This is a genomic window from Candidatus Berkiella aquae (genome assembly GCF_001431295.2).
Taxonomy (GTDB): Bacteria; Pseudomonadota; Gammaproteobacteria; order Berkiellales; family Berkiellaceae; genus Berkiella; species Berkiella aquae.
Map to the genome: position 1 here is coordinate 2,046,135 of NZ_LKAJ02000001.1, position 21,594 is coordinate 2,067,728.

Below are 21,594 nucleotides of genomic sequence, written 5' to 3' on the forward strand. Positions count from 1 at the left end.
GGTGAGATCTATTTTCGATCGATAACCCAAACGCCGCCCCAAGACTCACCGGGTGGATGAATACGATATTCTTCAATCCTCCCAAGCATCACGTGTGATGCTTTATCATCGGCCTTCAACTCAAGCGCTTTATTAAAATGACTTTTCGCGTCTGCCCACTCCCGGTTACGATAACATTGTAACCCTTGGGCATAACACGCCATAAAATCGCGTTTACTTTCATCTAACATCCCTTTTAAGGACAGTAACTCATAAACGGTGGTATGTTGTTCTTTACCCTTCACCACAATCGTATCAATCTCACGAAACTCAAATTCATTATAGGTAGCGTTAAAAACGCCATCGGTCACCAATACTTGTGTACCATAAATTTTATTCACACCGACTAATCTTGCAGCAAGGTTGACAATATTACCTAAAACCGTAAAATTTTTACGTTCTTGAGAACCCACATTAGCAACAATCAGTTCCCCTGCTGCAACCCCAATGCCAAGACTAATCGAAAAATCTTCTAATTTCAGCAAAGCTTTAATCTCAGCATTAAGTTCTGCTAAACATTGAACTTGATCTAACGCAGTTAAACAACCATAGAATGAATGATTGACGCCTTCTGCGGCTGGAAATCCCCAAAAGGCCATGATTGAATCACCAATAAATTTGTCAATCACTCCCTTGTTTTTATGTACGGAGCGCGACATTTTTGACAAGAAAAGATTCGTTAAATCTTCCATCATCGTTGGAGACAAAATTTCGCATAATGAGGTGAAATCATGCATATCACAAAAACTCACCGTAATGACTTGGCGATTGGCTTTCATGATTTCATGGTCTGATTGTTCAATTAAACGATTAGCAATACTGGGATCAACATATTTACCAAATAGATTTTGCACGTGAGCTAAACGCTGTCTTTGTGTAATATCGCTAATGACAATAATCATGCCTGCTTTAACACTGGCACCTTCACTCTCTATGATCAAGGCCGCAGAACTGACCAATAAATCTTTAGATAAACCATTAAAATAATACTTAACATCTTTATGATGCGCTGTTTTAGATTCATAAATAGCACTCAAAATGGCATCATTTAATTCATCATTACGAGGATCTAAAAGCAGGGTCGAAAATATTTTAGTAAAATGCTGGCCAATATATTGCTCAATTTTTATCATTAAAATGTTAGCTGCTGCCTGGTTAAAGGTAACAATCTTCCCGTCCGATGCAATGGCAATAACACCATCTTGCATATTTTGCAAAACGTTTTTGTAAATGACTGATGATCCAAAATCACCATCTTTCTCATCATGCATCGTTTTTACCTAATGATTAATTTTTCACCTTCTCGTGGTGCCAAACATTCTGTTTTAGAGTGCTTTGATTTTAAAAGAGATTGTGCTGTAGACAATTTTAAATCGATATCGTTATCTTTCTGATGAGGACAATGATGATAAAGACATAAACGTTCCACATTCGCTCTATCGGCAATATCCACTACTTGACTGACACAAGCATGTCCCCAGCCAATTCTGACTTTATATTCTTCATCAAAGTAAGCCGTGTCAATCAGCAAGACGTCTGTTTTATCAATAAATTGTATTAATGCATCTTCTTGTGCTTGAGAAAAATCAGGAGAATTTCTCAAAGGCAATTCATTATCGGTAATGTAGCAAAAAGATTTATCTTGGTATTGAATACGATACCCCAAACAAAAACCAGGATGATTTAGACGAATAGTTTGAATTTTGATATCATCCATTTCAAAACTTTCTGTTTGAAGTTGTCGAAAAGTTAATGTTGCTGATAACTCTTTAAGCGTAATCGGAAAATGAGGGTAATGCATTTGGCCAAAGACTAACTGTTCAACGGGCATGCTCCCATCATTACCAATCAATATTTCAAGTTCATTTCCTTTTACGTATAACGGATCAAAATAGGGTAAGGCATTAATATGATCCCAATGCGGATGGCTGATAAACAATTTTGCGGAAAGTGGTTTAATGCCAGATTCAGATAAATATTCTGCAAATCGCTTGATACCACTACCTGCATCAAAGATAAGCCAATACTTATTAGCAATATGCAGGGTTGTACAACAAGTATTACCCCCATAACGAATCGTTTCTAAACCAGGAACAGGTAGATTCCCTCTCACTCCCCAAAATTGAATAATAAAATCATTATTAAACGTATTACTCAAAACAACATCCTCACACATTCTAATTCATGTGACAATTTACAGCCTATTAAGTTCAAAATAGCGATCTTACACCTGTTTAGTGAAAAATATCGCATCTTTGCTTAGCGAGTGGTATGTAAAATCAGTCTTAAGGCCAATTTTAAACCGCTCTTTGCTAAGATAAAGGATAGCTTTATCTTGATAACGTACGCGAATTGAGGGAAAAAATGGTTTTAAAATCTAAATCTGCCATTATCACCGGCTCAACCAGTGGCATTGGCCTTGGGATAGCACATGCATTAGCCAAAGAAGGGGTTAATGTTGTCATCAACGGTTTTGGTCAACGTGATGAAATTGAAGATGAGCGCCTGGAACTTGAAAAAACTTATCAAGTTAAAGCCATCTATTCTCAAGCGGATATCTCTAAACCACAAGAGATACGAGAGATGGTTAAAACCGCTGAAAAGGCTTTTGATGTCGTTGATATTTTGGTTAACAATGCCGGCATTCAGCATGTGCAACCAATTGATGAATTCCCAGATGAAAAATGGGACGCTATCATGGCTATTAATTTATCATCCAATTTTCATGCCATTAAAGCCTGCGTTCCAGGAATGAAAAAACGCAAATGGGGCAGAATTATTAATGTATCCTCGGTTCATGGTGTTATTGCCTCCCCTTATAAAGCCGCTTATGTTTCAGCAAAACATGGGGTCGTTGGCTTAACTAAAGTTGCAGCATTAGATTTAGCACCCTTTGGTATCACGGCTAATGCGATATGCCCAGGCTATGTTGATACCCCTTTAGTGAGAAAGCAAATCCCAGCCCAAGCAAAAGAATATAAAATTTCTGAAAGTGAAGTGATTGAAAAGGTATTACTCAAAGATCAATTCATCAAAGAATTTGTTAACGTTCAAGACTTAGGAGCAATGACTGTGTTTCTATGTAGCGATGCTGCTCGAATGTTAACAGGGCAAGCATTATGCATAGACGGCGGTTGGACAGCACATTAAGAATCATACATGGCAAACACCCATATTAAATCAATCAACTTAGCATTACAGGGTGGCGGAGCCCATGGGGCATTTTGCTGGGGGGTTTTAGATTATTTACTACAAGATGGTCGAGTGCATTTTGAAGGCATTAGTGCCACTAGTGCAGGAGCTGCGAATGCCATTGTATTAGCCCAAGGTTTACTCAATGACAGTCATGATGAAGCACGCCGTATTTTAAATCAATTTTGGGAACGCATTAGCCAAACAGGTGTCAGTTACAGCCAATTTAAAGGATTTCCTTTCATGAATATGTTAACCCAAGGGAAATTCGATCAATTTAGCTTAGATGACTCTTTGCTATTTAGCAGTTTTGATTTAATGACCAAAGTGTTCTCTCCTTATCAGTTTAATCCTTTCAATATTAATCCTTTACGCACCATTTTAGAAGAAACAGTTAATTTTAACGAAGTACGCAGCAAAACCCAATTAAAGCTATTTATCTGCGCCACCAATGTTGAAACTTGTAAAATTCGGATTTTTGATCATCAATCGATTAGCGTTGATGCCATCTTAGCATCGGCCTGTTTACCCTTTCTTTTTCAAGCTGTTGAAATAGAGGGCGAATATTTCTGGGATGGTGGTTATATTGGTAATCCAGCTATTTTTCCCTTGATTTATCATTGCCAATCTCAAGATGTGGTGATTAGTCACATTAATCCTATCGTTCGCAAAGGGGTGCCCAAAACGGCAACAGAAATCTTAAATCGCGTCAACGAAATCAGCTTTAACTCATCCTTGATGCGAGAAATGAGAGCGATCTCATTTGTTTCCAAATTAATCGATAATCAAACGATTGCTGCAGATAAAATGAAGAAAATGTATATTCATTCTATTCGCTCAGATGAGGAAATGGCAACCCATAGTGTTTCCAGCAAAATGAATACTGATTGGCAGTTTCTCAAACATTTAAAGGACAAAGGACGTGAAGTTGCCAAACAATGGTTAGATAATCACTTTCACGATTTAGGCAAAAAATCTTCTATCGATATCGATAAAGAGTTTTTATAAAGTTAAGACATTACAATCCGAGGAGTTCACAATGACTGATATACTTAACAATGAATTTTCCATGCCCGTTCCTCGGTGGATGGTAACCTATCCTAATGGTCCCTATCGTTTTATTAATCGAGAATTCTTTATTATTACTTATGAAACCGATATGGATATCTTACGCGAAATCGTACCTTCGGTTTTTGAAATTCCTAAACCTTTAGTGAAATATGAATTTATTAGAATGCCTGATTCAACCGGGTTTGGTGATTATACCGAAACGGGGCAAGTGATCCCTGTGCGCTACAGAGGTGAAGAAGGCGGTTTTACGATATCGATGTTTTTGGATGATCATTCACCCATTGCAGGTGGCCGCGAAATCTGGGGCTTTCCTAAAAAACTCGCTAAGCCATCATTAACGGTAGAAGAAGATTTTTTACTTGGGACATTAGATTATGGCAGCGTTCGCGTTGCTACCGCCACCATGGGTTATAAACACCATATATCTGATGCCAGCATTGTGCTTGAGAGCTTGAAAAAACCGATTTTTTTATTAAAAAATATTCCTGATGTTACAGGTCAACCCCTCATTAACCAACTCACCAGAACCTATTTACAAGATATTACGGTTAAAGGGGCATGGTATGGGCCGGGTAGCCTTGAATTACACCCTCATGCATTAGCACCTGTCGCTCAGTTACCCATCAGAAAAATTGTTAATGCTTTGCACTTTGTTTCTGATTTAACGTTGCCTTATGGAGAAGTGGTTGAGGATTTCCTCAAAAACCCAAGCTCTTAAAGGATCGGTTATGGATTATCTAAAAAGCGAAGCTTAAATGCTCGTCCTTTTATCTTGCCTTGCAAACGCTGTAACAAAGGCGAAGCAGCACTGCGTTTAATTGCGACATAGGAATGAAAATCAAAAATATCGATTTTGCCTACTTCATCCCCTTTTAAAGCGCCATCGCCAGTTAATGCGCCAAGAATATCGCCTGGGCGCATTTTATTCTTCTTACCGGCATTAATACACAGTGTGCGCATAGGGGGAGGCATGATAGGTATCGACGGTTGCGATAACATGGTCTGTTCGAGCTGTTTAATCGGTTTTTGGGTATATTCTTCAATGGTTTTTAATTTAAATTTTTCTTTTTCATTGAAAAGACTGATAGCTACACCTTCCTGACCACAACGCCCAGTGCGCCCTATCCGATGCACATAACTTTCAGGATCAGATGGCAAATCATAATTAATTACCAGAGGCAATGCTTTGATATCAATCCCCCGCGCAGCAACATCGGTCGCCACTAAAATCGAACAACTTTGATTAGCAAACTGTAGCAAAATTTCTTCGCGCTCTCTTTGTTCATAATCACTGTGTATCGACAATGCATGATAGTTTTTTTCACAAAGCAAGATGGCAACATCATCACATTGGCGTTTGGTTCGACAAAAAATGATGGCAGACTTTTCTTGATAATGCCCAAGTACCGCAAGCAGCGCATCATATTTTTCAACATCTGCGCTTTGATAAGCCAATTCAAGGATTTGAGTCGATTCATCGTGCGTTTCAAAAGAGACATCGACCGGTGATTTTTGTAATAACTGACTCATTTGTGTAATAGAGTCAGGGTACGTTGCAGAAAATAAAAGCGTTTGCCGAGAGGCTGGAGTCTGTTTGATAATTTCCAGCATATCGTCATGAAAACCCATATCCAGCATTCGATCTGCTTCATCTAAAACTAAGGTTTGCAATTTGCCCAGGTATAACGTTTTTCTTTTAAGATGATCCAGAATACGTCCTGGCGTACCCACTAGAATCTGTGCACCGTTATAGAGCGATTCGGCTTGCATACGAAAAGGTTTGCCACCACAAAGGGTTAATACCCGAACATTGGGCATTAAGCGTGCTAATCGTCGAATTTCTTTACTCACTTGATCGGCCAACTCTCTAGTTGGACAAATAACCATTGCCTGAGCCTGTATGAGTGAAGGATTAAGTCGACTAAGTACCCCTAAGGCAAAAGCCGCCGTTTTGCCACTGCCTGTTTTCGCTTTGGCAATAACATCCTGTTTATTAAGGATATACGGTAAGCTTTTAGCCTGTATTGGCGTCATTTGTTGATAGCCAATACTTTCTAAGTTTTTAAGCATCTCGGCACTAAGCGGTAAATTGGCGAAAGAATGTGTACTCATAGCAGCAACCGTTAGAAAAACTGCGTGCATTATGTCACTTTCTCAACTAGCTTACAAGCTTAATCTCTAGTTGTAGAACGAGGTCAAATATGAAAGGATAGCGCCAAAATCCTTATTGCTAATCGTGGAAAACATCAATGTCCGTAGAAAACAACGTCTTAATTTGCCCGGTTTGCGCCTCCCCTTTAAAGCAAAGTGAAAAAACCTATTATTGTGCGAATAATCATTCTTTTGATAAAGCCAAACAAGGCTATGTGAATTTATTGCTGTCTAATCAAAAGAAAACGCAGCAACCCGGTGATAATAAGGAAATGGTGAAAAGTCGAATAGATTTTCTCAAAAAAGATTATTATTCCCCGATTGTCACCGCTTTAAATGAAGCGATACAGCAAAAATTGAATGAATTGCAACGGCCCAATCCCAACATTGTCGATTTAGGTTGTGGAGTTGGCTATTACCTCTCCCATTTAAGACAAGCATTACTTTCGTCATTTCCTGATGCCTACTATTGGGGTACGGATATTTCCAAAGAGGCTATTCATTGTGCAAATCAGCATGACAAAGCCATTTCTTGGATCGTCAGCAGTAATAAAAATCTTCCGTTTGCAACAGAGTCGATTGATATCGCTTTGTCTGTTTTTTCACCACTTTATCATGATGAAGTTAAAAGGATCTTGTCCCCCAATGGGTTACTCTTTGCGGTAACACCTGCTAAAAATCATCTGATGGAATTAAGAGAATATTTATTTGATGAGCTCAAAGAAATTGATGAAGATAAATTGTTGCTCAAAACGGATGGCTTTTTTGAATTCTCAGAATCAGTTCCTATTCAAGCAACCATGACATTGGAATCTAAAGAAGAGATTGAAAATTTATTGAAGATGACACCTTTTTATTGGCGCTCAAGTGCCTTCAAAAAAGACATGCTGTTATCATTAGATAAGCTCAAGGTAAGTATTGATGTGATGTTATGGGTATTTAAACCCTAAGAACAAGGACAATCATGACCGCTAGTCCCTCTTTCAAAAATAAAGTTGTAATCATTACCGGTGCCTCTTCAGGCATTGGTGCAGCTCTTGCTTTGTGTTTTGCCAAAGAAGGCGCCAAACTGGCTTTACTAGCAAGACGCCAAGATAGGCTTCAAGCACTCGTCAATGATTGCCAAGCGCTGAATACTCAGGCTATCGCCATTGGATGTGATGTGACCCAAGAACAAGATCAATCACTTGCCATTGAAAAAATTCATGAGCAACTTGGTCCCGTGGATATTGTCATCGCTAATGCGGGATTTGGGGTCATTGGAAATTTTGAGGCACTCAATATTCAAGATTATCAACGTCAATTTGAAACAAATGTTTACGGCGTGCTACGTACCATCCATGCAACCCTAGATGATCTTAAAAAAACCAAAGGGCAATTGGTGTTAGTGGGGAGCGCGCTTGGCCATATTACTATTCCACAGTATACCCCCTATAGCATGAGCAAGCATGCCATTACATCATTAGCAGAATCGCTTTATATTGAATTAGCGCCTTTTGATATTAATGTGACCCTGATTAGTCCAGGTTACATTAATACCGAATTTCGCAACATTAACAATTTCGGGCAATACGAAGAAAATACCAGAGAGCATGCAGCCCCCGCCGCCCTTCGAATGAATGCAGAACAAGCAGCTCACATTATGCTTAAAGCGATACGCCATAAGAAACGTGAATGCATTATCACGCTATTTGGCAAAACAGGTGTTTGGTTGAATCGATTATTCCCAGGACTATTGCCACGTTATTTTCGTTGGAAATTTGCCAAGAAAATACAGAAGCATTAATTTATTTGCCGCGAGATTTTGATAGCGTAAGCCGCTCAATGCCAACTTCAAGTTTTTGCAATTCATGTTCTTGAATATAAGGTGCTAATAATTTTGTGAGATCTGACTCTGGATTGCGTGTTAATTGCTCTACCATTCTGTCCGTTAATTTTCCACCATGTAAAATATAACAAACAGTATCATTTACATTATTTTGTCGAATACTTCGCTCTAAACGACTTTCAATAAAAGCAATATGCCGAGGATTCACTTTCATTGCTTCTGTAGACAACTCTGATTTAATGGATTGCTCCATGCTTTGCAAGGCATGGATAAATGAAGGTAAACCAATTTGCTTTTCTGTCAATTTAGGTTCTAATTGTGCTTGTAACGCCTCAACGATATCTTCATGTTTAATCGTTCTTTTTTTAGATAATGCACTGATCATTCTTTGATAATTTCTTTGGGGCAAAATCGCTTTTAATGCTTCTTGTAAAGAGATAATATTTTCTTTTAAAATTTGTCGATTTTTTATCGAGCTGCCCACCTTGATCAGATCCGTTGCCGTTCCAAAGTCGATGCCTGATATCTTAATATTGCCTTGCGTTTCTGTAAGAATATAATTTGCAAGCTGAACGTCATTATGAATAATGTTATTTAGATATAATGCTTCTTGCTCTTTTACTAATTCTATTGCAATGGTTAAATTTCTTTCTAAGCCATTTTTAAATCCTAAATAAGGATTTTCAAGATAAGCAGGTTCAAACAATGCACAACCTATTTCATCAATAGGAGGACTTGCTAGATGCTTTGCAAGCGCTTTTTCAACATCCTCCCCATCAATGTAGGTAAGCAACAAATGATCATGATCATCATCCCCTTTTATATATCTGCGCATTCGCCCAAGCCGTTCATTTAATTCTGCCTCAAGTGATGCATCATCACCTAATGTGGATTTTAAAACATATTTATTTTGCGCTTGATCAAGATAGAGTGATGTAAGGCCACCTGAACCACGATGTAAGAAATTGCAAAATGTTAACACTTCATCGCCAACTTGAATCGCTCTTAACGGCGTGGGTAGTAAATCGATAAATGTCAGCATGGTAATCCTAAATCAAATACATGTCATTTTCATCATAGAGCACATTTATCTTGAAATACAACATCAAGAGAATATGCAATAAACCTAAAATGCCCAGCAATAACAACCGCCCCAACTGGGTGATATCATTATCTCATGTCGATGATGATGGTTATGATGATGTTGCTGACAGGTTGCATGAGAAATAAGGGTTTTATTCTGACCATACGTCCCATAAAGCGCCAGTGGTGACCAATCAGGGCTGACCGCTGGCAATGGTGGATTCAACTCAGAAAATTCATCAGAGGCATGAACGACTTCTCCACCGACTATCGTCAACACAGAGACAATCTCTTTTATATCTTCTTCACCAACCGTGAAATAATCTTTAGAAAGTACGGCACAATCTGCTAATTGATTTTCGACAAATGAGCCCTTTTTATTCTCTTCATTAGAAAACCAAGCACTTCCTTTGGTATAAAGAGTCAATGCTTCTTCTCTAGATAAAATATTAGATTCATCATAGAGTTTTTCACCACCAATAGACTTACCAGCCGTTATCCAATATAAACATAACCAGGGATTATAACTAGAAACGCGTGTCGCATCGGTACCTAAGCCAACGGGGATCTCTGCGTTTAAGATTTTTTTAACCGGTGGCGTGTGTAGCGTCTTCGTTTTACCGTAACGGTCGATAAAGTATTCCCCTTGAAACGCCATACGATTTTGAATGGCAATCCCCCCACCGAGTTTATTAACTCTTTCTATAGAATGATCTGAAATCGTTTCAGCATGGTCAAAAAACCAATTTAATCCCTTTAAAGAGGCTTGACGGTCTATCGTTTCAAACACCGTCAATGCACGGGCGATAGATTCATCATACGTTGCATGCAGCCTAAATGGCCAGCGGCTTTGCGCTAATAAACTAACAACCGGTTCAAGCTCCTTTTCCATTGATTCTGGCAAATCAGGTCTTGGTTGTAAAAAATCTTCAAAATCAGCAGCTGAAAACACTAACATTTCCCCTGCTCCATTATGATGATAATAATCATTCCCTTGTTGATAAGTTGTGGTTTTCGTCCAATGTTGAAAATCTTCTAATTCTTGTTTTGGTTTTTGTGTAAATAAATTATAAGCAATGCGTACCGTTAATTTATTTTCGTTATTCAATTTCTCAATCACTTGATAATCTTCAGGATAGCGTTGAAAACCACCGCCGGCATCACAGACACTGGTTACCCCTAATCTATTCAATTCTCGCATGAAATGTAAAGTTGAATTAACTTGATCTGCTTCACTGAGTTTAGGCCCCATCGCTAAGGCAGAATATAAAATCACTGCATTAGGGTGAGCAATCAGTAAACCTGTGGGATTACCATTTGCATCTCGTTCTATTTTAGTGCCGGGTAGCTCTTGAGTATTTTTATCATAACCAATGGCATGTAACGCAGCCTTGTTTAACAAGGCACTGTCATATAAATGCAGGATAAACACCGGTGTTTCGTTGGATGCTTCATTAATTTCTTTTAACGTTGGCATTCGTCTTTCTTTAAATTGAAACTCGTTCCAACCACCAACCACTCTGACCCATTGTGGTGGTGGAGTCCTTCGCGCTTGCTCTTTTAACATCATTAGCGCATCACCAAGTGTTTTTACCCCATCCCAACGCAATTCCATATTAAAATTGAGTCCTCCACGAATCAGATGTAGATGTGAATCATTTAAACCAGGAATAACCGTTTTGCTTTTTAAATCTATTTTACGAGTGTTACTATCTGCGAGCTTCATGATGTCTTGATCACTGCCAAACTTAATAAAAGTCTTATTCTTAATTGCTGCGGCAGAAATGTTTTTTCCAAAAGTACCGTAACCTTGAATATTGCCATTATAAATGATGAGATCGACTGACATCTTGGCCTCCAGAATCATTTATTTTAGGTGCATAAACACGACAGATATTTAAATTCATTAAAAAAGTATATATGAGATAACGACTATAAAAACACTCAGTATAAAAATTGACAACCATTTAAACTAAAGCACCTTACCTATAACGGCGATACTATTATAAATGTAGGAAAAATCTGCAAAGAAATGGATATCACAACCCTTATCTCTCAATTAAATCCCTTAGCCATTTGCGGCATTCTTTTAATCCTGGGACTTATTGGTGGCCAGATCACACGATTAATTCGCTTTATACCTAAGATCACAGGATATATTGCCGTAGGATTTATTGTCGGCCCTGGATTATTAAACATCGTGAACCAATCTGTTTTGCATGACATTAAAATTCTTATCGATATTTCACTTGGATTAATTCTTTTTAACTTAGGGCGCCAATTAGATTTTACTTGGCTAAAACATGATTTAAGCCTGCTTTATATGTCTATCACCGAATCACTCTTAACCTTTGTTACTGTATTTATTGCATTTATTTGGATGAATTTTTCAATATTAGCTGCCTCTTTTGCGGCATCCATTGCTATCACAACTTCCCCCGCTGTTATCATGCTAATAGCAAACGATCTTTCTTCAGAAGGCCCTGTAACCAGAAGAACATTAATGCTAACGAGTTTAAATAATTTTTGGGGGCTTATTTTATTCACTTTGTTGATTCCTTTTGCCAATCCTAAAATACATGGCGCGCTCCCCATTTTAGCTGATTATGCTTATAAATTTTTTGGTGCATTAATCTTTGTGCTCGCGATTTTTAGTGTTTGCGTATTCATTGGCAAGCTTATTACCAAAACCAAACTCAATCAAATTGTGCTCTTTGTTGGTATGATTTTAATTACTATCAGTCTTGCTAAATCTATTGATCTCTCAGTTAAACTATCACTTTTTCTTTTTGGTGTTATGGTACGAAATCTAGATTTTAAACACATTTTTATTGAAGTTGACTTTGAATGGGGTATCCATTTAGCTTTTATCCTTTTATTTGTTATCACTGGTATGCAAATCAATCTTCATGGCATTGTTAATTATACCTTTGCCGTCTTCGCATTTATTAGCTTACGTTTATTAGCGAAAAGTGCCGGCATTTGGTTATTGGCCAAAAAGAGTCGATTAACTTCAAAGCAAACGTTTTCGATTGGTCTTGCATTAACCCCGATGGCGGGGGTTACCATTGGCATGCTAAGCACGCTTACCGATTTTAATCCAGAATTTGGCAGCCAATTAACCACTATTATTGCTTCTGCAGTCGCTGTTTTGCATATTTTGGGTCCTATTGCGACTCAGTATGCTTTTATTCGTTCCAATGAAACATTAATTAATAGAATGTAAATGGATGGGTTATGAGTCATCTACAATCATTTAAAGGCGCCAGCTTCCCAACCATCGGTGTTGAATTAGAGTTACAACTCATCAATTTATTTAATTTTAATCTTGCAACCGAAGCACAAGATTTTTTACGACGCCTTTCACAACGACAACACTCAGGTGAAATCAAACCCGAAATAACCCAAGCCATGATTGAAATTAATAGTTCAATTCATGAAAACTATACCTCTTTAAATACGGAACTTATATTATTACGTAATTTAATCGCCGATGAAGCGCAAAAAACACACATTGGCGTTTGCGGTGGCGGCACCCATCCTTTTCAAAAATGGAAACATCAACGCATTTATGAAACAGAACGCTTTGCCAATGTCTCAGAGCAATATGGTTATTTAGCAAAACAATTTACGGTCTTTGGCCAGCATATCCACATTGCTTGTCCCAATGGGGATGATGCACTTTATCTTTGTCATGCCTTAGCACAATACATTCCTCACTTTATTGTCTTAACAGCCGCCTCTCCTTTCCAGCAAGGCGTTGATACCTCTTTTGATTGCTCGCGCCTTGGCGTGATCAATGCTTTCCCTTTGAGTGGCACCCCTCCGTGGATTTTGAAATGGTCTGAATTTGAAAAGTATTTTGATTATCTTTATGAACTCGATATCGTTAAAAGTATGAAAGACTTTTACTGGGATATTAGGCCAAAGCCTGAATATAGTACGATTGAAATCAGGATATGTGATACCCCTCTTACAGTTGAAAAGGCCGCTGAAGTTGCAGCTTACGCTCAGTTACTGGTTTATTGGCTATTAGATAAAAAACCGCGCATTGACAAAGAGCTTTACACAACTTATTTAATCAATCGCTTTAGAGCAGCGCGTTATGGCTTTGGTGCTATTTTAGTCGATTCTCTTAAAGGAAGACATGTCCCATTACTACAAGATATTTTAATGACCTGTGATACATTAGAAAGTTATGCTATCACCCTTAAAAGTGGCATCGCCTTAAACCGCATCCGCGAAACTACCTTAAAGCGGCACAACGGGGCTACATGGCTGCGGGCACAATATCAACAATTTGAAATCTTAGAAAATACGGTTAGAAGCCAAGCCAATCTCTGGATGCAAGATGATGCTTACCAGTTAGGCGAGCCATTTTCAAATTCTAAGATATTATGAAGTACTACCTTCTCTAATGATTGCGATAATTGATATTGCTGACGTTGCCGCTGGGTACTTGTACCTCGTTCAAGAATATTCATAATCGTTAACATATATTCTTCATATTTTAAGTCGATAATATAGGGTGATAATTTTTGTAGCCAATCCAGAATGTCTTGCTTAATTAATTTTAAATTACCTGAACCGGATATAATAATTTCTGCATTCAAACCATAACGCATAACACGCCATTTATTTTCTCGTGACATCCATGATTCTGGCAATTGTACTTGATCAATCCAATCTCCATTATCACGAAACCAATGAGCGAGAAGATGAATAAAGGCAACTAAGGCCATCGTTTCATCTAAAGTGGCCAAACCATCACAAACTCTTATTTCTAAAGTACCAAATGCCGGGCTTGGACGAATATCCCACCATAAATCTTTTAGTGATTTAATCGCTTCAGATTTAATTAAGGTATGATAAAGATTTTCAAAGCCACGCCAATTTTTTACACAGTAGGGTTGCCCTGCGGTAGGTAATGCTTCATATGTTGTCGGCCTGCATGAAGCAAGCCCTGTATCATTGCCTTGCCAAAACGGTGAACTCGAAGATAATGCAAGCAAGTGCGGCATAAAGTGCATAAAAAAATTATTAAATCGAATACACTCATCCCCATTTTTCATCCCTAAATGGACATGCATACCAAAAACCGTCATACGACGCGTTAACCATTGGTTGCGATCAATTAATTCGTAGTAACGCTGTGTTGGAGAAATAATGCAATCTGAATACTTGGCAAAGGGATGACAACCGGTTGAAGCATATTTTATTCCTAAGCTTTTACCTAATAAATCTAAATGTCTCAATGAACGCTTTAAATCTGCTTTTGCTTCATGTGTGTTGCCGCAAATATCGGTAATCACTTCGATGGTACTTAAATAAAATTCCTGTTTAATTTTAGGATTCAAGTAAGATTCATCGAGTAAAATGCCACCTTTAGGGGTTAGATCGAGTGTTTTATCATCAATCAACTGTAATTCAATCTCTACGCCTAACGTCAGATCTTCACTTTCATTGAAGATCATTTCATGTGGTATCTCAGATAACTTGGATGGTGTGATCTCTAAGGCAAGCTGCTCAATCATCTATTTTTCCTTACGATACTTGATGTGATTTACCCATGCATATCATCATTCAAATCTCTGCGTTCCAATATAATTAGCATTCAAATCATTTTCATTCAAGTTTTTGGTATTAAATTAATTTGAGTAATTAACTACTTTTTATTCAATAAGCAGAATGGTAAAATGATGAAAAAGTGGCATTTAAACTGGATACTGAATGGATTTGTTAGATTCAATTCCGCTGGCAGAACAAGCACTTCCCGAAGAACACACTTCTGAAATCAAGTTACCAAACTATCCTAAGCGGATTTTTCTCGCACTACGCTCTATTATGCAATCGATGGATTCGCATTCACGAAAATTAAATAAGCTGTTTGATATTACGGTTCCACAAATAGTTTGCTTGTATGAAATTTTCGAAAGGGGTGCAATGACCATTTCAGTACTTGCAAAAAGTATTCATCTTACACCCAGCACTTTAGTCGGCGTTATTGATAGATTAGAAGAAAAAAAACTCGTTACGCGAATGAGGGACGTTGCTGATAGACGAGCTATTTTTATCGATATTACCGATAAAGGAAGAGATTTTGTAAAAAATGTACCACAACTAATGCACAATCGGCTCTACGGCAGCTTACAATCACTTTCAGAAAGTGAACAAATTCTCATTGCAAATTCGCTTGAATTGCTCGTCCATCTACTGGAGCAACCTAATTAAGCCGATACTTTCAACGCTTCCGCTTTTTCTAAAATATCCGGTAGCGTCAATTTTCGATAGTATGATTCGATAGTTAAGTGACAAGGTTTAGTGGTTGGAATTAATTCGATGGTATAAGGCCCTATATGCTCAACCGCTAAAATATCATCGACACTTAAATGATCATCACTATGTTGTTGCAACATACCAACACATAACTCTTCTTTTGCGCGCGCTAAACCGTCTATTCGTGAAGTCGCGACATAAAAATTGGTTTCGTGCTTTTCCCCAAACAAACCCTCTTGATAACCACCAAAATTGGCAAAATACAGTGTTTTGTCACCTTCTTGCTTTTGATAATACTCACGAATCACAACTTCATGCCCATCAACATATTTCAATTCAACGGAAGAATCGATATGCAAACTTTTGGTTATTTTACCAAACCATTGATTCACTAATTGCGGATAAAGTGCTTCTAAAGATTCACCGATAGCAAATACCACATCATGTAATTCAATATGACAACCAGGTGCACGTCCACCTAATAAAACCGCGTATAATTTGAGCATCTCATCCTCCAAAACAGCAGTACTTCAACATTCTAACGAAATTTACCCTAGGTAAAAACGTTATAGCATAACGTGATTGGTTGGTTAACTTTGAATTTTAATGTTTTAGTTCAAGGTAATGGATTAAATTAAAACAATTTGGATGTCAAACTTGAAGCGCTACCTTATATTACTTGGACTCATCACCGTATTTTCTGCTGCTTGCGATCGGGAAAAATTACCTCCCATCGAGAATATCAAGTTACCCCCAGGTTTCAAAATTGAGGTTTTCGCTTACAAAGTTCCTAACGCACGTGGCATGACACTCGGTGATAAGGGCACTTTATTTGTTGGCTCTAAAGATCTGGGGACAGTGTATGCCATCATTGATGATCCTCATCACCCTAAAAAGAAAAAAGTACTTGTTATTGCAAGCGGCTTAAATATGCCTGTCGGTGTTGCATTTAAAGATGGCGCCCTCTATGTCTCAGAGGTCGATAGGATCCTGCGTTATGATGATATTGAAAAAAACTTAAACCATCCGCCTAAACCCGCTGTGGTGAATGATACCTTTCCTAGAGAAGATGATCATGGTTGGAAATTTATTGCCTTTGGTCCTGATGGGTGGCTCTATATCCCTGTTGGAGCCCCCTGTAATGTTTGTCGCTCCGAAGATGCCCGTTTTGCAACCATTATGCGTATGAAGCCTGATGGTAGTAATTTAGAAATTTTTGCTCACGGCATTAGAAACAGTGTTGGCTTTGATTGGCATCCTAAAACCAAAGATTTATGGTTTACAGATAATGGACGAGATTGGATGGGAGATGATCTCCCTCCCGATGAACTTAATCGAGCATCTCATAAAGGATTAGATTTTGGTTTCCCCTATTGCCACGGCAACAGTATTGTTGATCCTGAATTTGGCCAAGGTCATACTTGCGAGGAATTTACCCAAAGCGTTGTTGAATTAGCACCACATGTCGCAGCGCTTGGCATGCGTTTTTATCATGGCAACCAATTTCCACAAGACTACCAAAATAAAATCTTCATTGCAGAACATGGTTCATGGAACCGAACAAGTCCCGTTGGATACCGTATCACCATGGTCAACCCAGACTTTGAACCGCAAAAAAGTTATCACGTATTTGCCGAAGGCTGGTTACATAATAACGAATCTTGGGGCAGACCGGTGGATGTCCAAGTGATGCCAGATGGCTCTTTACTGGTCTCTGATGATCTGGCGGATGCTATTTATCGGATTAGCTACGAGAAATAACCGTAGGATTATCCCTATTTTTTCACCTCTCCCTGCGGGAGAGGTCACTGAGCGAAGCGAAGTGGGTGATGGAATCATTAAACGTCATTAAGCAGATTTTACTTGCTGATAAAAATCTGCCCCTGTGATATTCGCTGCCCAATCTTTTTTCATTGGATCAGCTGTATGAGCTGCATCTAACCAAAGCGTGTAAAGTGTTTTATTCTCTTCGAGTAAATGCCCTGTCATGGCAACGACTTGCTTACAATGCGGAAAATTAACCGCAACTGTAATAGCATTGCCATTGTAAAAACCCGTGATTGGCATAGGAACATTCATATCCGCTTTACAATTCCCAACGGCCGTTGTAAAAGTACCCGTAATTTTTCCGGTATTTTCTTCTTGGGGATGTAATTCCAGTTTCATGATTGAACCACGTTGATTTTTGTAAATCATTTCCTGTGCAGAGGCCACTTCAGAGCAGCCCATGCTCAACATACCCAGCACCGTAATAACCAAACCATATTGTAACTGATTCATATTGATTCCTTTTTCGAGTAACAACTTAAAACACCGTTAGAGCATAACAGGAGTATTGCTGAAGTGCACCCAGGAAAATTACTAGGTACTTTTTTCACTGCTACCGCAGTTTTGATTTTAGAAGATTCTTTTACCCCGGGTTCTACTCACGTGCCTTACGGCCGTAATGGAGGGAACAGGAAATCTACCTCATAAAGAACCGCGGTAGCGGTGACACAAATAAAAGGTTAAAGGTCACTCGTTTTTATAACTTGTTATCAAACATGAGATGTATAAAACCTTCCATTATCGCTATTTGAAAAAGTTCAGAACGTTTACGACAATGGCATTTTTCTTTAATACTCGCCAAATGAAACTCCACTGTTTTGGCTGAAATATCTAATAAAGCACCAATTTCTTTTGCCGCTTTGCCATTTAAAAAATGCTTAATCACTTGCGCTTCACGCTGCGAAAACTCAATAGCACCATATTGATATGAAATTTCCTCATTATTTTCAACAGGAAACGGTTTTTCACAAATCACTTCCAACACATACTCGTCATAATAAAAAGATTCATTCTCGTTATAATGATAAAAATTGAGATAGTGTTTCATTGCCCTGTGTAAAAAGTGATCTTGCCTGTGGATAGGCAAATATTTAATTTGTGATGCCCAACTCTTAAAAAAAGGCTCCAATAAATCAGGGTGTTTAAAGTAGGTACCATATTTCATTAATTCTAGCTTATGAATAATAAAGCCTGATTCGCAAAGCATACGACACACATCAGGAATAGAAACATCATAATAATCTTGCGAATAGTTTTTAAAATAGCTACGCCATTCTATTTCTTTGGCTGCATGAGAAAGAAAGCGATCGTTTTTGGGATGACCATGACGAACAAAAAATTGTAAATAGGTTTTTCCCTGAGGTTTTAACGCATTATAAAGATTATTAAAAACGGTTTGCTTTTCTTTAATCCACATAAAACAATTATTCAAAGAAATCACAGCATCAAATTGTTCAGGCATACAAAGCTTGCGAGCGTCTTGCAGGGCAAATTGCAAATTAGGTAATTGATGCTCTGTTGCTTGTTCAATCTCACTGGCTTGATTATCTACCGCTAGAAATAGCTGTTTAGGATATTGTTTTGCTAAATGAGCGCTAGTTTTACCTTGGCGACATCCTAAATCTAATATTGACCGATGGTCAGATAAATCAATCTTGCTCAATAAATGAGAGGCCCATTCAGCATGAATCGATGGCGGGGTGTTCATTCATTACCTTAACTTTCTATGAGAATGCTAGAGCATTTTAATAGAATAAATGAGTGAATGAACAGTTATTATTTTTATTTATCAATATAGCTTATGGTTAAAAAGCCCCTATCAAACTCACAATGAGTTTGATAGAAAGGCCCCTTGGCATTATTCCCTCTGCGCTGCAGGTTCTGGTGCTTTAATCCTCACGTCATTGACGACTTTTCTTACACCAGCAACCCCTTCAGACAATTTTATAGCATTGTCTATTTGTTGTTGATTATCCGCCGTCCCTGTTAAATGGACTATGCCATTTTGCGTTTCAACGCTGATGGATACTGCACTAATGGCTGCATCACCAAAAAGTTTTTCCTTCAGAAATTTACTTTTGACATCAGCCGTAATGGCAGTATCTGAGCGTTGCTCTGTTGACGTTGAAGTCAAATCAGCAAGTCGCAAGGTAGTAGCCTCATATGCTGTGGTATTGGCCATCACGCCACTCACGTAAAGTGGTGACGTTATGGCAACTGCTAATACTAATAATGTTGAGCGTTTCATACAAATTATCTCCTACTGTTATGATTTCCATCAAATTATCATATTGTTACTCTCTAATCATAGAACATGAGAATATGATAAAAAAAATAAACACTGAAATTTTCAGTAATACGCCACAAATAAATGCAAAATCCAAGGGAATATTCAGTGCAGTTTCATTGTTAAATGTAATATATGTCATGTTAATTAACATATAATAATTAATAGTCATATAAGATATTGAATGAGGTTATTATGACAGCAAAAAAGAAAGGGCATGGCACTCATAAGAGTAAATATGGCAGGGGTGCGCAAAAAACCATTAAGAAAGAAATGCATGATTTTAAACATGGCAAAGCAAAAAGTGGCACTGGTGGTAAAAAAGTAACAAGCCGCAAACAAGCAGTTGCCATTGGTATTGCAAAAGCACGAAAAAAAGGACAAAAAACCCCTGCTAAGAAAACGGCAGGAAAATAAGTAAACTTGCACTTCAAGATGTAATACATGCTTGAAGTGCAATTTATGGTTAATTAGCCACTTGTGGATATCGTGAAACCCGATAAGTAAATACTAAAGTACTTATCACCACTAACAGCATAAACGTTAGCAAAACGCCTAAATTTGGATAAAAACAAGTTATTGTCAATCCGGAAATTAACCAGGCTAAAGCTTTTAGCGCGGTGCCACTGCCCATCGCTTCGCCTTGCTCATCTGCCGATACCGAATTTGAAATCAATACCAGCAAGACATTATACATCATGGCTATTCCTAGCATCATCGGTACCACACTAACCCATGCCAATAGATCAGATTGGCATAAAATAATGGCACTGATTATTGAACAAGCAATCAATAGAATCCCACCTCTTAGTAAGGTTAAATATCGCCATTTATTCAATAAGTAACGAATCACCACTAAAATTCCCCCTGAGAAACAAGCACCTAAAAAGGTGGTAAACAATCCTATTTGTCCTGAGGTATATTGGAACTTTTCTGCTAACAACAAGGTACTTAGCTGAAAGAAACAAGCAAGGCACCAATGAACAAAAAAACAATAGCCAAGAAAAGCCTCTGATCCGCTTGTCAAAGCAAAAAGAAAAGCCTTTTTTAAACAACACTGTCAATGGCTCCTTCGCAGGTTTTGCAATAGAACCGTCTTTCGGTAAAAAAGCATATAGCGTTATCGCATTGACGATTGTCAGCAACATCGACACCATAAATGGCATTTCAAAGTGAAATCGCCCCGTTAAGGAGGGTTCAGCTAACAATCCCCCTATCATAGGCCCCACAATAAAACCAATAGTCCCGGCAAAAGTGGCACAAGACATATTCTTGCTTTTCTCTTCATCGCTACTTAGATCAATGATCATTGCTTGCGCAATTGATTCTGATCCATCCATAAATCCTGCCAAAGCACGACATACAAATAACAATAGCAAACTTCCTTGAAAAATCGCCGATGCCGATAGCAAAAAGCTTACACTGATGCCAATCAATCCCATTAAAAGGACTTTTTTGCGTCCTTGCTGATCAGACAATCTACCTAAAAATGGGGCACCAAAAATCATACAAAACGTTGGAATCGCTAAAATCATAGAATAGCAAAAAGTTTGCGTAGCCAATGTGGTTTGCGGATTAAACAACGGTTCATAGGATTGCATGAATAATGAGGCAAATATCGGAAATACTAGCCCAATACTCATGGCATTAATAAACAGTAAAAAACAAAGTGAGAAAATTCTCATTTACGTCTCCTTAAAGAAAAATCTTGATAAAATAGAAGATTTTCTCTAGAGAGAGCTTGAAATGGTTTGCCAGTATTTAATGGCAGCTTTTGAAGCTCACTCTAGGTGAGCGTATGACGAGGGAGCATATGAAATCCTAACGTTTTCTCAAATAT

Annotated in this window: 22 protein-coding genes; 10 read left to right on the top strand and 12 right to left on the bottom strand. The window is 38.1% G+C overall.

Going from position 1 to position 21,594, the window contains the following annotated elements; translation table 11 throughout:
- Nucleotides 1–8 precede the first annotated feature (8 nt).
- Together HT99x_RS09085 and HT99x_RS09090 are read right to left on the bottom strand one after the other, a co-directional pair.
- On the bottom strand, nucleotides 9–1,310 hold the full coding sequence (locus HT99x_RS09085) for an adenylate/guanylate cyclase domain-containing protein (RefSeq protein WP_075066035.1): 1,302 nt from the start codon (nucleotides 1,308–1,310) through the stop codon (nucleotides 9–11).
- A gap of 5 nt (nucleotides 1,311–1,315) precedes the next feature.
- Complete coding sequence (locus tag HT99x_RS09090) at nucleotides 1,316–2,197, bottom strand: MBL fold metallo-hydrolase (RefSeq protein WP_158003374.1); 882 nt, start codon at nucleotides 2,195–2,197, stop codon at nucleotides 1,316–1,318.
- A gap of 206 nt (nucleotides 2,198–2,403) precedes the next feature.
- On the opposite strand from HT99x_RS09090, the gene HT99x_RS09095 reads away from it, so the two are divergent.
- From HT99x_RS09095 to HT99x_RS09105, 3 genes are read left to right on the top strand one after another with little or no spacing between them, the layout of a single operon-like run.
- Nucleotides 2,404–3,189, top strand: a complete 786-nt coding sequence (locus HT99x_RS09095) for a 3-hydroxybutyrate dehydrogenase (RefSeq protein WP_075066037.1) — start codon at nucleotides 2,404–2,406, stop codon at nucleotides 3,187–3,189.
- A 9-nt stretch (nucleotides 3,190–3,198) separates the two neighbouring features.
- Nucleotides 3,199–4,239: a patatin-like phospholipase family protein gene (locus HT99x_RS09100; RefSeq protein WP_075066038.1), complete on the top strand. Its 1,041-nt coding sequence runs from the start codon at nucleotides 3,199–3,201 to the stop codon at nucleotides 4,237–4,239.
- A 31-nt stretch (nucleotides 4,240–4,270) separates the two neighbouring features.
- Nucleotides 4,271–5,020 carry an acetoacetate decarboxylase gene (locus HT99x_RS09105; protein WP_075066039.1) on the top strand — a complete coding sequence of 250 codons (750 nt, stop codon included), beginning with the start codon at nucleotides 4,271–4,273 and terminating at the stop codon, nucleotides 5,018–5,020.
- An 8-nt stretch (nucleotides 5,021–5,028) separates the two neighbouring features.
- Here HT99x_RS09105 and dbpA read toward each other — a convergent pair whose 3' ends face one another.
- Nucleotides 5,029–6,414 carry an ATP-dependent RNA helicase DbpA gene (gene dbpA, locus HT99x_RS09110; protein WP_075066077.1) on the bottom strand — a complete coding sequence of 462 codons (1,386 nt, stop codon included), beginning with the start codon at nucleotides 6,412–6,414 and terminating at the stop codon, nucleotides 5,029–5,031.
- A 137-nt stretch (nucleotides 6,415–6,551) separates the two neighbouring features.
- Between dbpA and HT99x_RS09115 the strand changes: the two genes are divergently transcribed.
- Complete coding sequence (locus HT99x_RS09115) at nucleotides 6,552–7,403, top strand: putative RNA methyltransferase (RefSeq protein WP_075066040.1); 852 nt, start codon at nucleotides 6,552–6,554, stop codon at nucleotides 7,401–7,403.
- A gap of 14 nt (nucleotides 7,404–7,417) precedes the next feature.
- Nucleotides 7,418–8,239: an SDR family oxidoreductase gene (locus tag HT99x_RS09120; protein WP_075066041.1), complete on the top strand. Its 822-nt coding sequence runs from the start codon at nucleotides 7,418–7,420 to the stop codon at nucleotides 8,237–8,239.
- 1 nt (nucleotide 8,240) lies between these two features.
- On the opposite strand, the gene HT99x_RS09125 is transcribed toward HT99x_RS09120, so the two are convergent.
- Nucleotides 8,241–9,323 (bottom strand): hypothetical protein, encoded by a 1,083-nt coding sequence (locus HT99x_RS09125; protein WP_075066042.1) that lies wholly within the window; start codon nucleotides 9,321–9,323, stop codon nucleotides 8,241–8,243.
- 84 nt (nucleotides 9,324–9,407) lie between these two features.
- The gene (locus tag HT99x_RS09130) at nucleotides 9,408–11,213 is read right to left on the bottom strand and encodes an amidohydrolase family protein (protein ID WP_075066043.1); all 1,806 of its coding nucleotides are present in this window, start codon (nucleotides 11,211–11,213) and stop codon (nucleotides 9,408–9,410) included.
- A 183-nt stretch (nucleotides 11,214–11,396) separates the two neighbouring features.
- Here HT99x_RS09130 and HT99x_RS09135 point away from each other — a divergent pair, with 183 nt between their 5' ends.
- The gene (locus tag HT99x_RS09135; protein ID WP_075066044.1) at nucleotides 11,397–12,590 is read left to right on the top strand and encodes a cation:proton antiporter; all 1,194 of its coding nucleotides are present in this window, start codon (nucleotides 11,397–11,399) and stop codon (nucleotides 12,588–12,590) included.
- An 11-nt stretch (nucleotides 12,591–12,601) separates the two neighbouring features.
- Complete coding sequence (locus HT99x_RS09140; RefSeq protein WP_075066045.1) at nucleotides 12,602–13,765, top strand: YbdK family carboxylate-amine ligase; 1,164 nt, start codon at nucleotides 12,602–12,604, stop codon at nucleotides 13,763–13,765.
- On the opposite strand, the gene HT99x_RS09145 is transcribed toward HT99x_RS09140, so the two are convergent.
- Nucleotides 13,723–14,898, bottom strand: a complete 1,176-nt coding sequence (locus tag HT99x_RS09145; protein ID WP_075066046.1) for a YbdK family carboxylate-amine ligase — start codon at nucleotides 14,896–14,898, stop codon at nucleotides 13,723–13,725. The genes HT99x_RS09140 and HT99x_RS09145 overlap by 43 nt on opposite strands.
- A 196-nt stretch (nucleotides 14,899–15,094) precedes the next feature.
- Here HT99x_RS09145 and HT99x_RS09150 point away from each other — a divergent pair, with 196 nt between their 5' ends.
- Nucleotides 15,095–15,595, top strand: coding sequence for a MarR family transcriptional regulator (locus HT99x_RS09150; protein WP_083482842.1), 501 nt, complete (start codon nucleotides 15,095–15,097; stop codon nucleotides 15,593–15,595).
- Here the strand turns inward: HT99x_RS09150 and HT99x_RS09155 are convergent.
- Nucleotides 15,592–16,146: a DUF1543 domain-containing protein gene (locus tag HT99x_RS09155; RefSeq protein ID WP_075066047.1), complete on the bottom strand. Its 555-nt coding sequence runs from the start codon at nucleotides 16,144–16,146 to the stop codon at nucleotides 15,592–15,594. The genes HT99x_RS09150 and HT99x_RS09155 overlap by 4 nt on opposite strands.
- A gap of 142 nt (nucleotides 16,147–16,288) precedes the next feature.
- Here HT99x_RS09155 and HT99x_RS09160 point away from each other — a divergent pair, with 142 nt between their 5' ends.
- A complete protein-coding gene (locus HT99x_RS09160; protein ID WP_075066048.1) occupies nucleotides 16,289–17,401 on the top strand; it encodes a PQQ-dependent sugar dehydrogenase in 1,113 nt (370 codons plus the stop codon).
- Nucleotides 17,402–17,488: 87 nt separating this feature from the next.
- Here HT99x_RS09160 and HT99x_RS09165 read toward each other — a convergent pair whose 3' ends face one another.
- The 3 genes from HT99x_RS09165 to HT99x_RS09175 form a co-directional block, all read right to left on the bottom strand.
- Entirely contained in the window at nucleotides 17,489–17,920 is a 432-nt protein-coding gene (locus HT99x_RS09165; RefSeq protein ID WP_075066049.1) for an avidin/streptavidin family protein, read from the bottom strand.
- 244 nt (nucleotides 17,921–18,164) lie between these two features.
- Entirely contained in the window at nucleotides 18,165–19,175 is a 1,011-nt protein-coding gene (locus HT99x_RS09170) for a methyltransferase domain-containing protein (RefSeq protein WP_075066050.1), read from the bottom strand.
- A gap of 150 nt (nucleotides 19,176–19,325) precedes the next feature.
- Nucleotides 19,326–19,715, bottom strand: a complete 390-nt coding sequence (locus HT99x_RS09175) for a BON domain-containing protein (RefSeq protein WP_075066051.1) — start codon at nucleotides 19,713–19,715, stop codon at nucleotides 19,326–19,328.
- Nucleotides 19,716–19,949: 234 nt separating this feature from the next.
- Here HT99x_RS09175 and HT99x_RS09180 point away from each other — a divergent pair, with 234 nt between their 5' ends.
- Complete coding sequence (locus HT99x_RS09180) at nucleotides 19,950–20,171, top strand: DUF6496 domain-containing protein (protein ID WP_075066052.1); 222 nt, start codon at nucleotides 19,950–19,952, stop codon at nucleotides 20,169–20,171.
- A gap of 49 nt (nucleotides 20,172–20,220) precedes the next feature.
- Here the strand turns inward: HT99x_RS09180 and HT99x_RS09185 are convergent, their stop codons facing one another.
- Nucleotides 20,221–20,610 (bottom strand): MFS transporter, encoded by a 390-nt coding sequence (locus HT99x_RS09185; protein WP_083482843.1) that lies wholly within the window; start codon nucleotides 20,608–20,610, stop codon nucleotides 20,221–20,223.
- Nucleotides 20,585–21,439, bottom strand: a complete 855-nt coding sequence (locus tag HT99x_RS09190; RefSeq protein ID WP_075066054.1) for an MFS transporter — start codon at nucleotides 21,437–21,439, stop codon at nucleotides 20,585–20,587. The genes HT99x_RS09185 and HT99x_RS09190 overlap by 26 nt, the downstream gene beginning before the upstream one ends.
- Between the last annotated feature and the right edge of the window lie 155 nt (nucleotides 21,440–21,594).

Excerpts from the sequence above, each read along its gene's own strand:
- HT99x_RS09155 (WP_075066047.1), bottom strand. The coding sequence starts at position 16,146 with ATGCTCAAATTATACGCGGTTTTATTAGGTGGACGTGCACCTGGTTGT.
- HT99x_RS09095 (WP_075066037.1), top strand. The coding sequence starts at position 2,404 with ATGGTTTTAAAATCTAAATCTGCCATTATCACCGGCTCAACCAGTGGC.
- HT99x_RS09175 (WP_075066051.1), bottom strand. The coding sequence starts at position 19,715 with ATGAAACGCTCAACATTATTAGTATTAGCAGTTGCCATAACGTCACCA.
- HT99x_RS09100 (WP_075066038.1), top strand. The coding sequence starts at position 3,199 with ATGGCAAACACCCATATTAAATCAATCAACTTAGCATTACAGGGTGGC.
- HT99x_RS09105 (WP_075066039.1), top strand. The coding sequence starts at position 4,271 with ATGACTGATATACTTAACAATGAATTTTCCATGCCCGTTCCTCGGTGG.
- HT99x_RS09130 (WP_075066043.1), bottom strand. The coding sequence starts at position 11,213 with ATGTCAGTCGATCTCATCATTTATAATGGCAATATTCAAGGTTACGGT.
- HT99x_RS09140 (WP_075066045.1), top strand. The coding sequence starts at position 12,602 with ATGAGTCATCTACAATCATTTAAAGGCGCCAGCTTCCCAACCATCGGT.
- HT99x_RS09120 (WP_075066041.1), top strand. The coding sequence starts at position 7,418 with ATGACCGCTAGTCCCTCTTTCAAAAATAAAGTTGTAATCATTACCGGT.
- HT99x_RS09165 (WP_075066049.1), bottom strand. The coding sequence starts at position 17,920 with ATGAATCAGTTACAATATGGTTTGGTTATTACGGTGCTGGGTATGTTG.
- dbpA (WP_075066077.1), bottom strand. The coding sequence starts at position 6,414 with ATGAGTACACATTCTTTCGCCAATTTACCGCTTAGTGCCGAGATGCTT.
- HT99x_RS09125 (WP_075066042.1), bottom strand. The coding sequence starts at position 9,323 with ATGCTGACATTTATCGATTTACTACCCACGCCGTTAAGAGCGATTCAA.
- HT99x_RS09150 (WP_083482842.1), top strand. The coding sequence starts at position 15,095 with ATGGATTTGTTAGATTCAATTCCGCTGGCAGAACAAGCACTTCCCGAA.
- HT99x_RS09170 (WP_075066050.1), bottom strand. The coding sequence starts at position 19,175 with ATGAACACCCCGCCATCGATTCATGCTGAATGGGCCTCTCATTTATTG.
- HT99x_RS09160 (WP_075066048.1), top strand. The coding sequence starts at position 16,289 with ATGTCAAACTTGAAGCGCTACCTTATATTACTTGGACTCATCACCGTA.
- HT99x_RS09190 (WP_075066054.1), bottom strand. The coding sequence starts at position 21,439 with ATGAGAATTTTCTCACTTTGTTTTTTACTGTTTATTAATGCCATGAGT.
- HT99x_RS09085 (WP_075066035.1), bottom strand. The coding sequence starts at position 1,310 with ATGCATGATGAGAAAGATGGTGATTTTGGATCATCAGTCATTTACAAA.
- HT99x_RS09180 (WP_075066052.1), top strand. The coding sequence starts at position 19,950 with ATGACAGCAAAAAAGAAAGGGCATGGCACTCATAAGAGTAAATATGGC.
- HT99x_RS09145 (WP_075066046.1), bottom strand. The coding sequence starts at position 14,898 with ATGATTGAGCAGCTTGCCTTAGAGATCACACCATCCAAGTTATCTGAG.
- HT99x_RS09115 (WP_075066040.1), top strand. The coding sequence starts at position 6,552 with ATGTCCGTAGAAAACAACGTCTTAATTTGCCCGGTTTGCGCCTCCCCT.
- HT99x_RS09135 (WP_075066044.1), top strand. The coding sequence starts at position 11,397 with ATGGATATCACAACCCTTATCTCTCAATTAAATCCCTTAGCCATTTGC.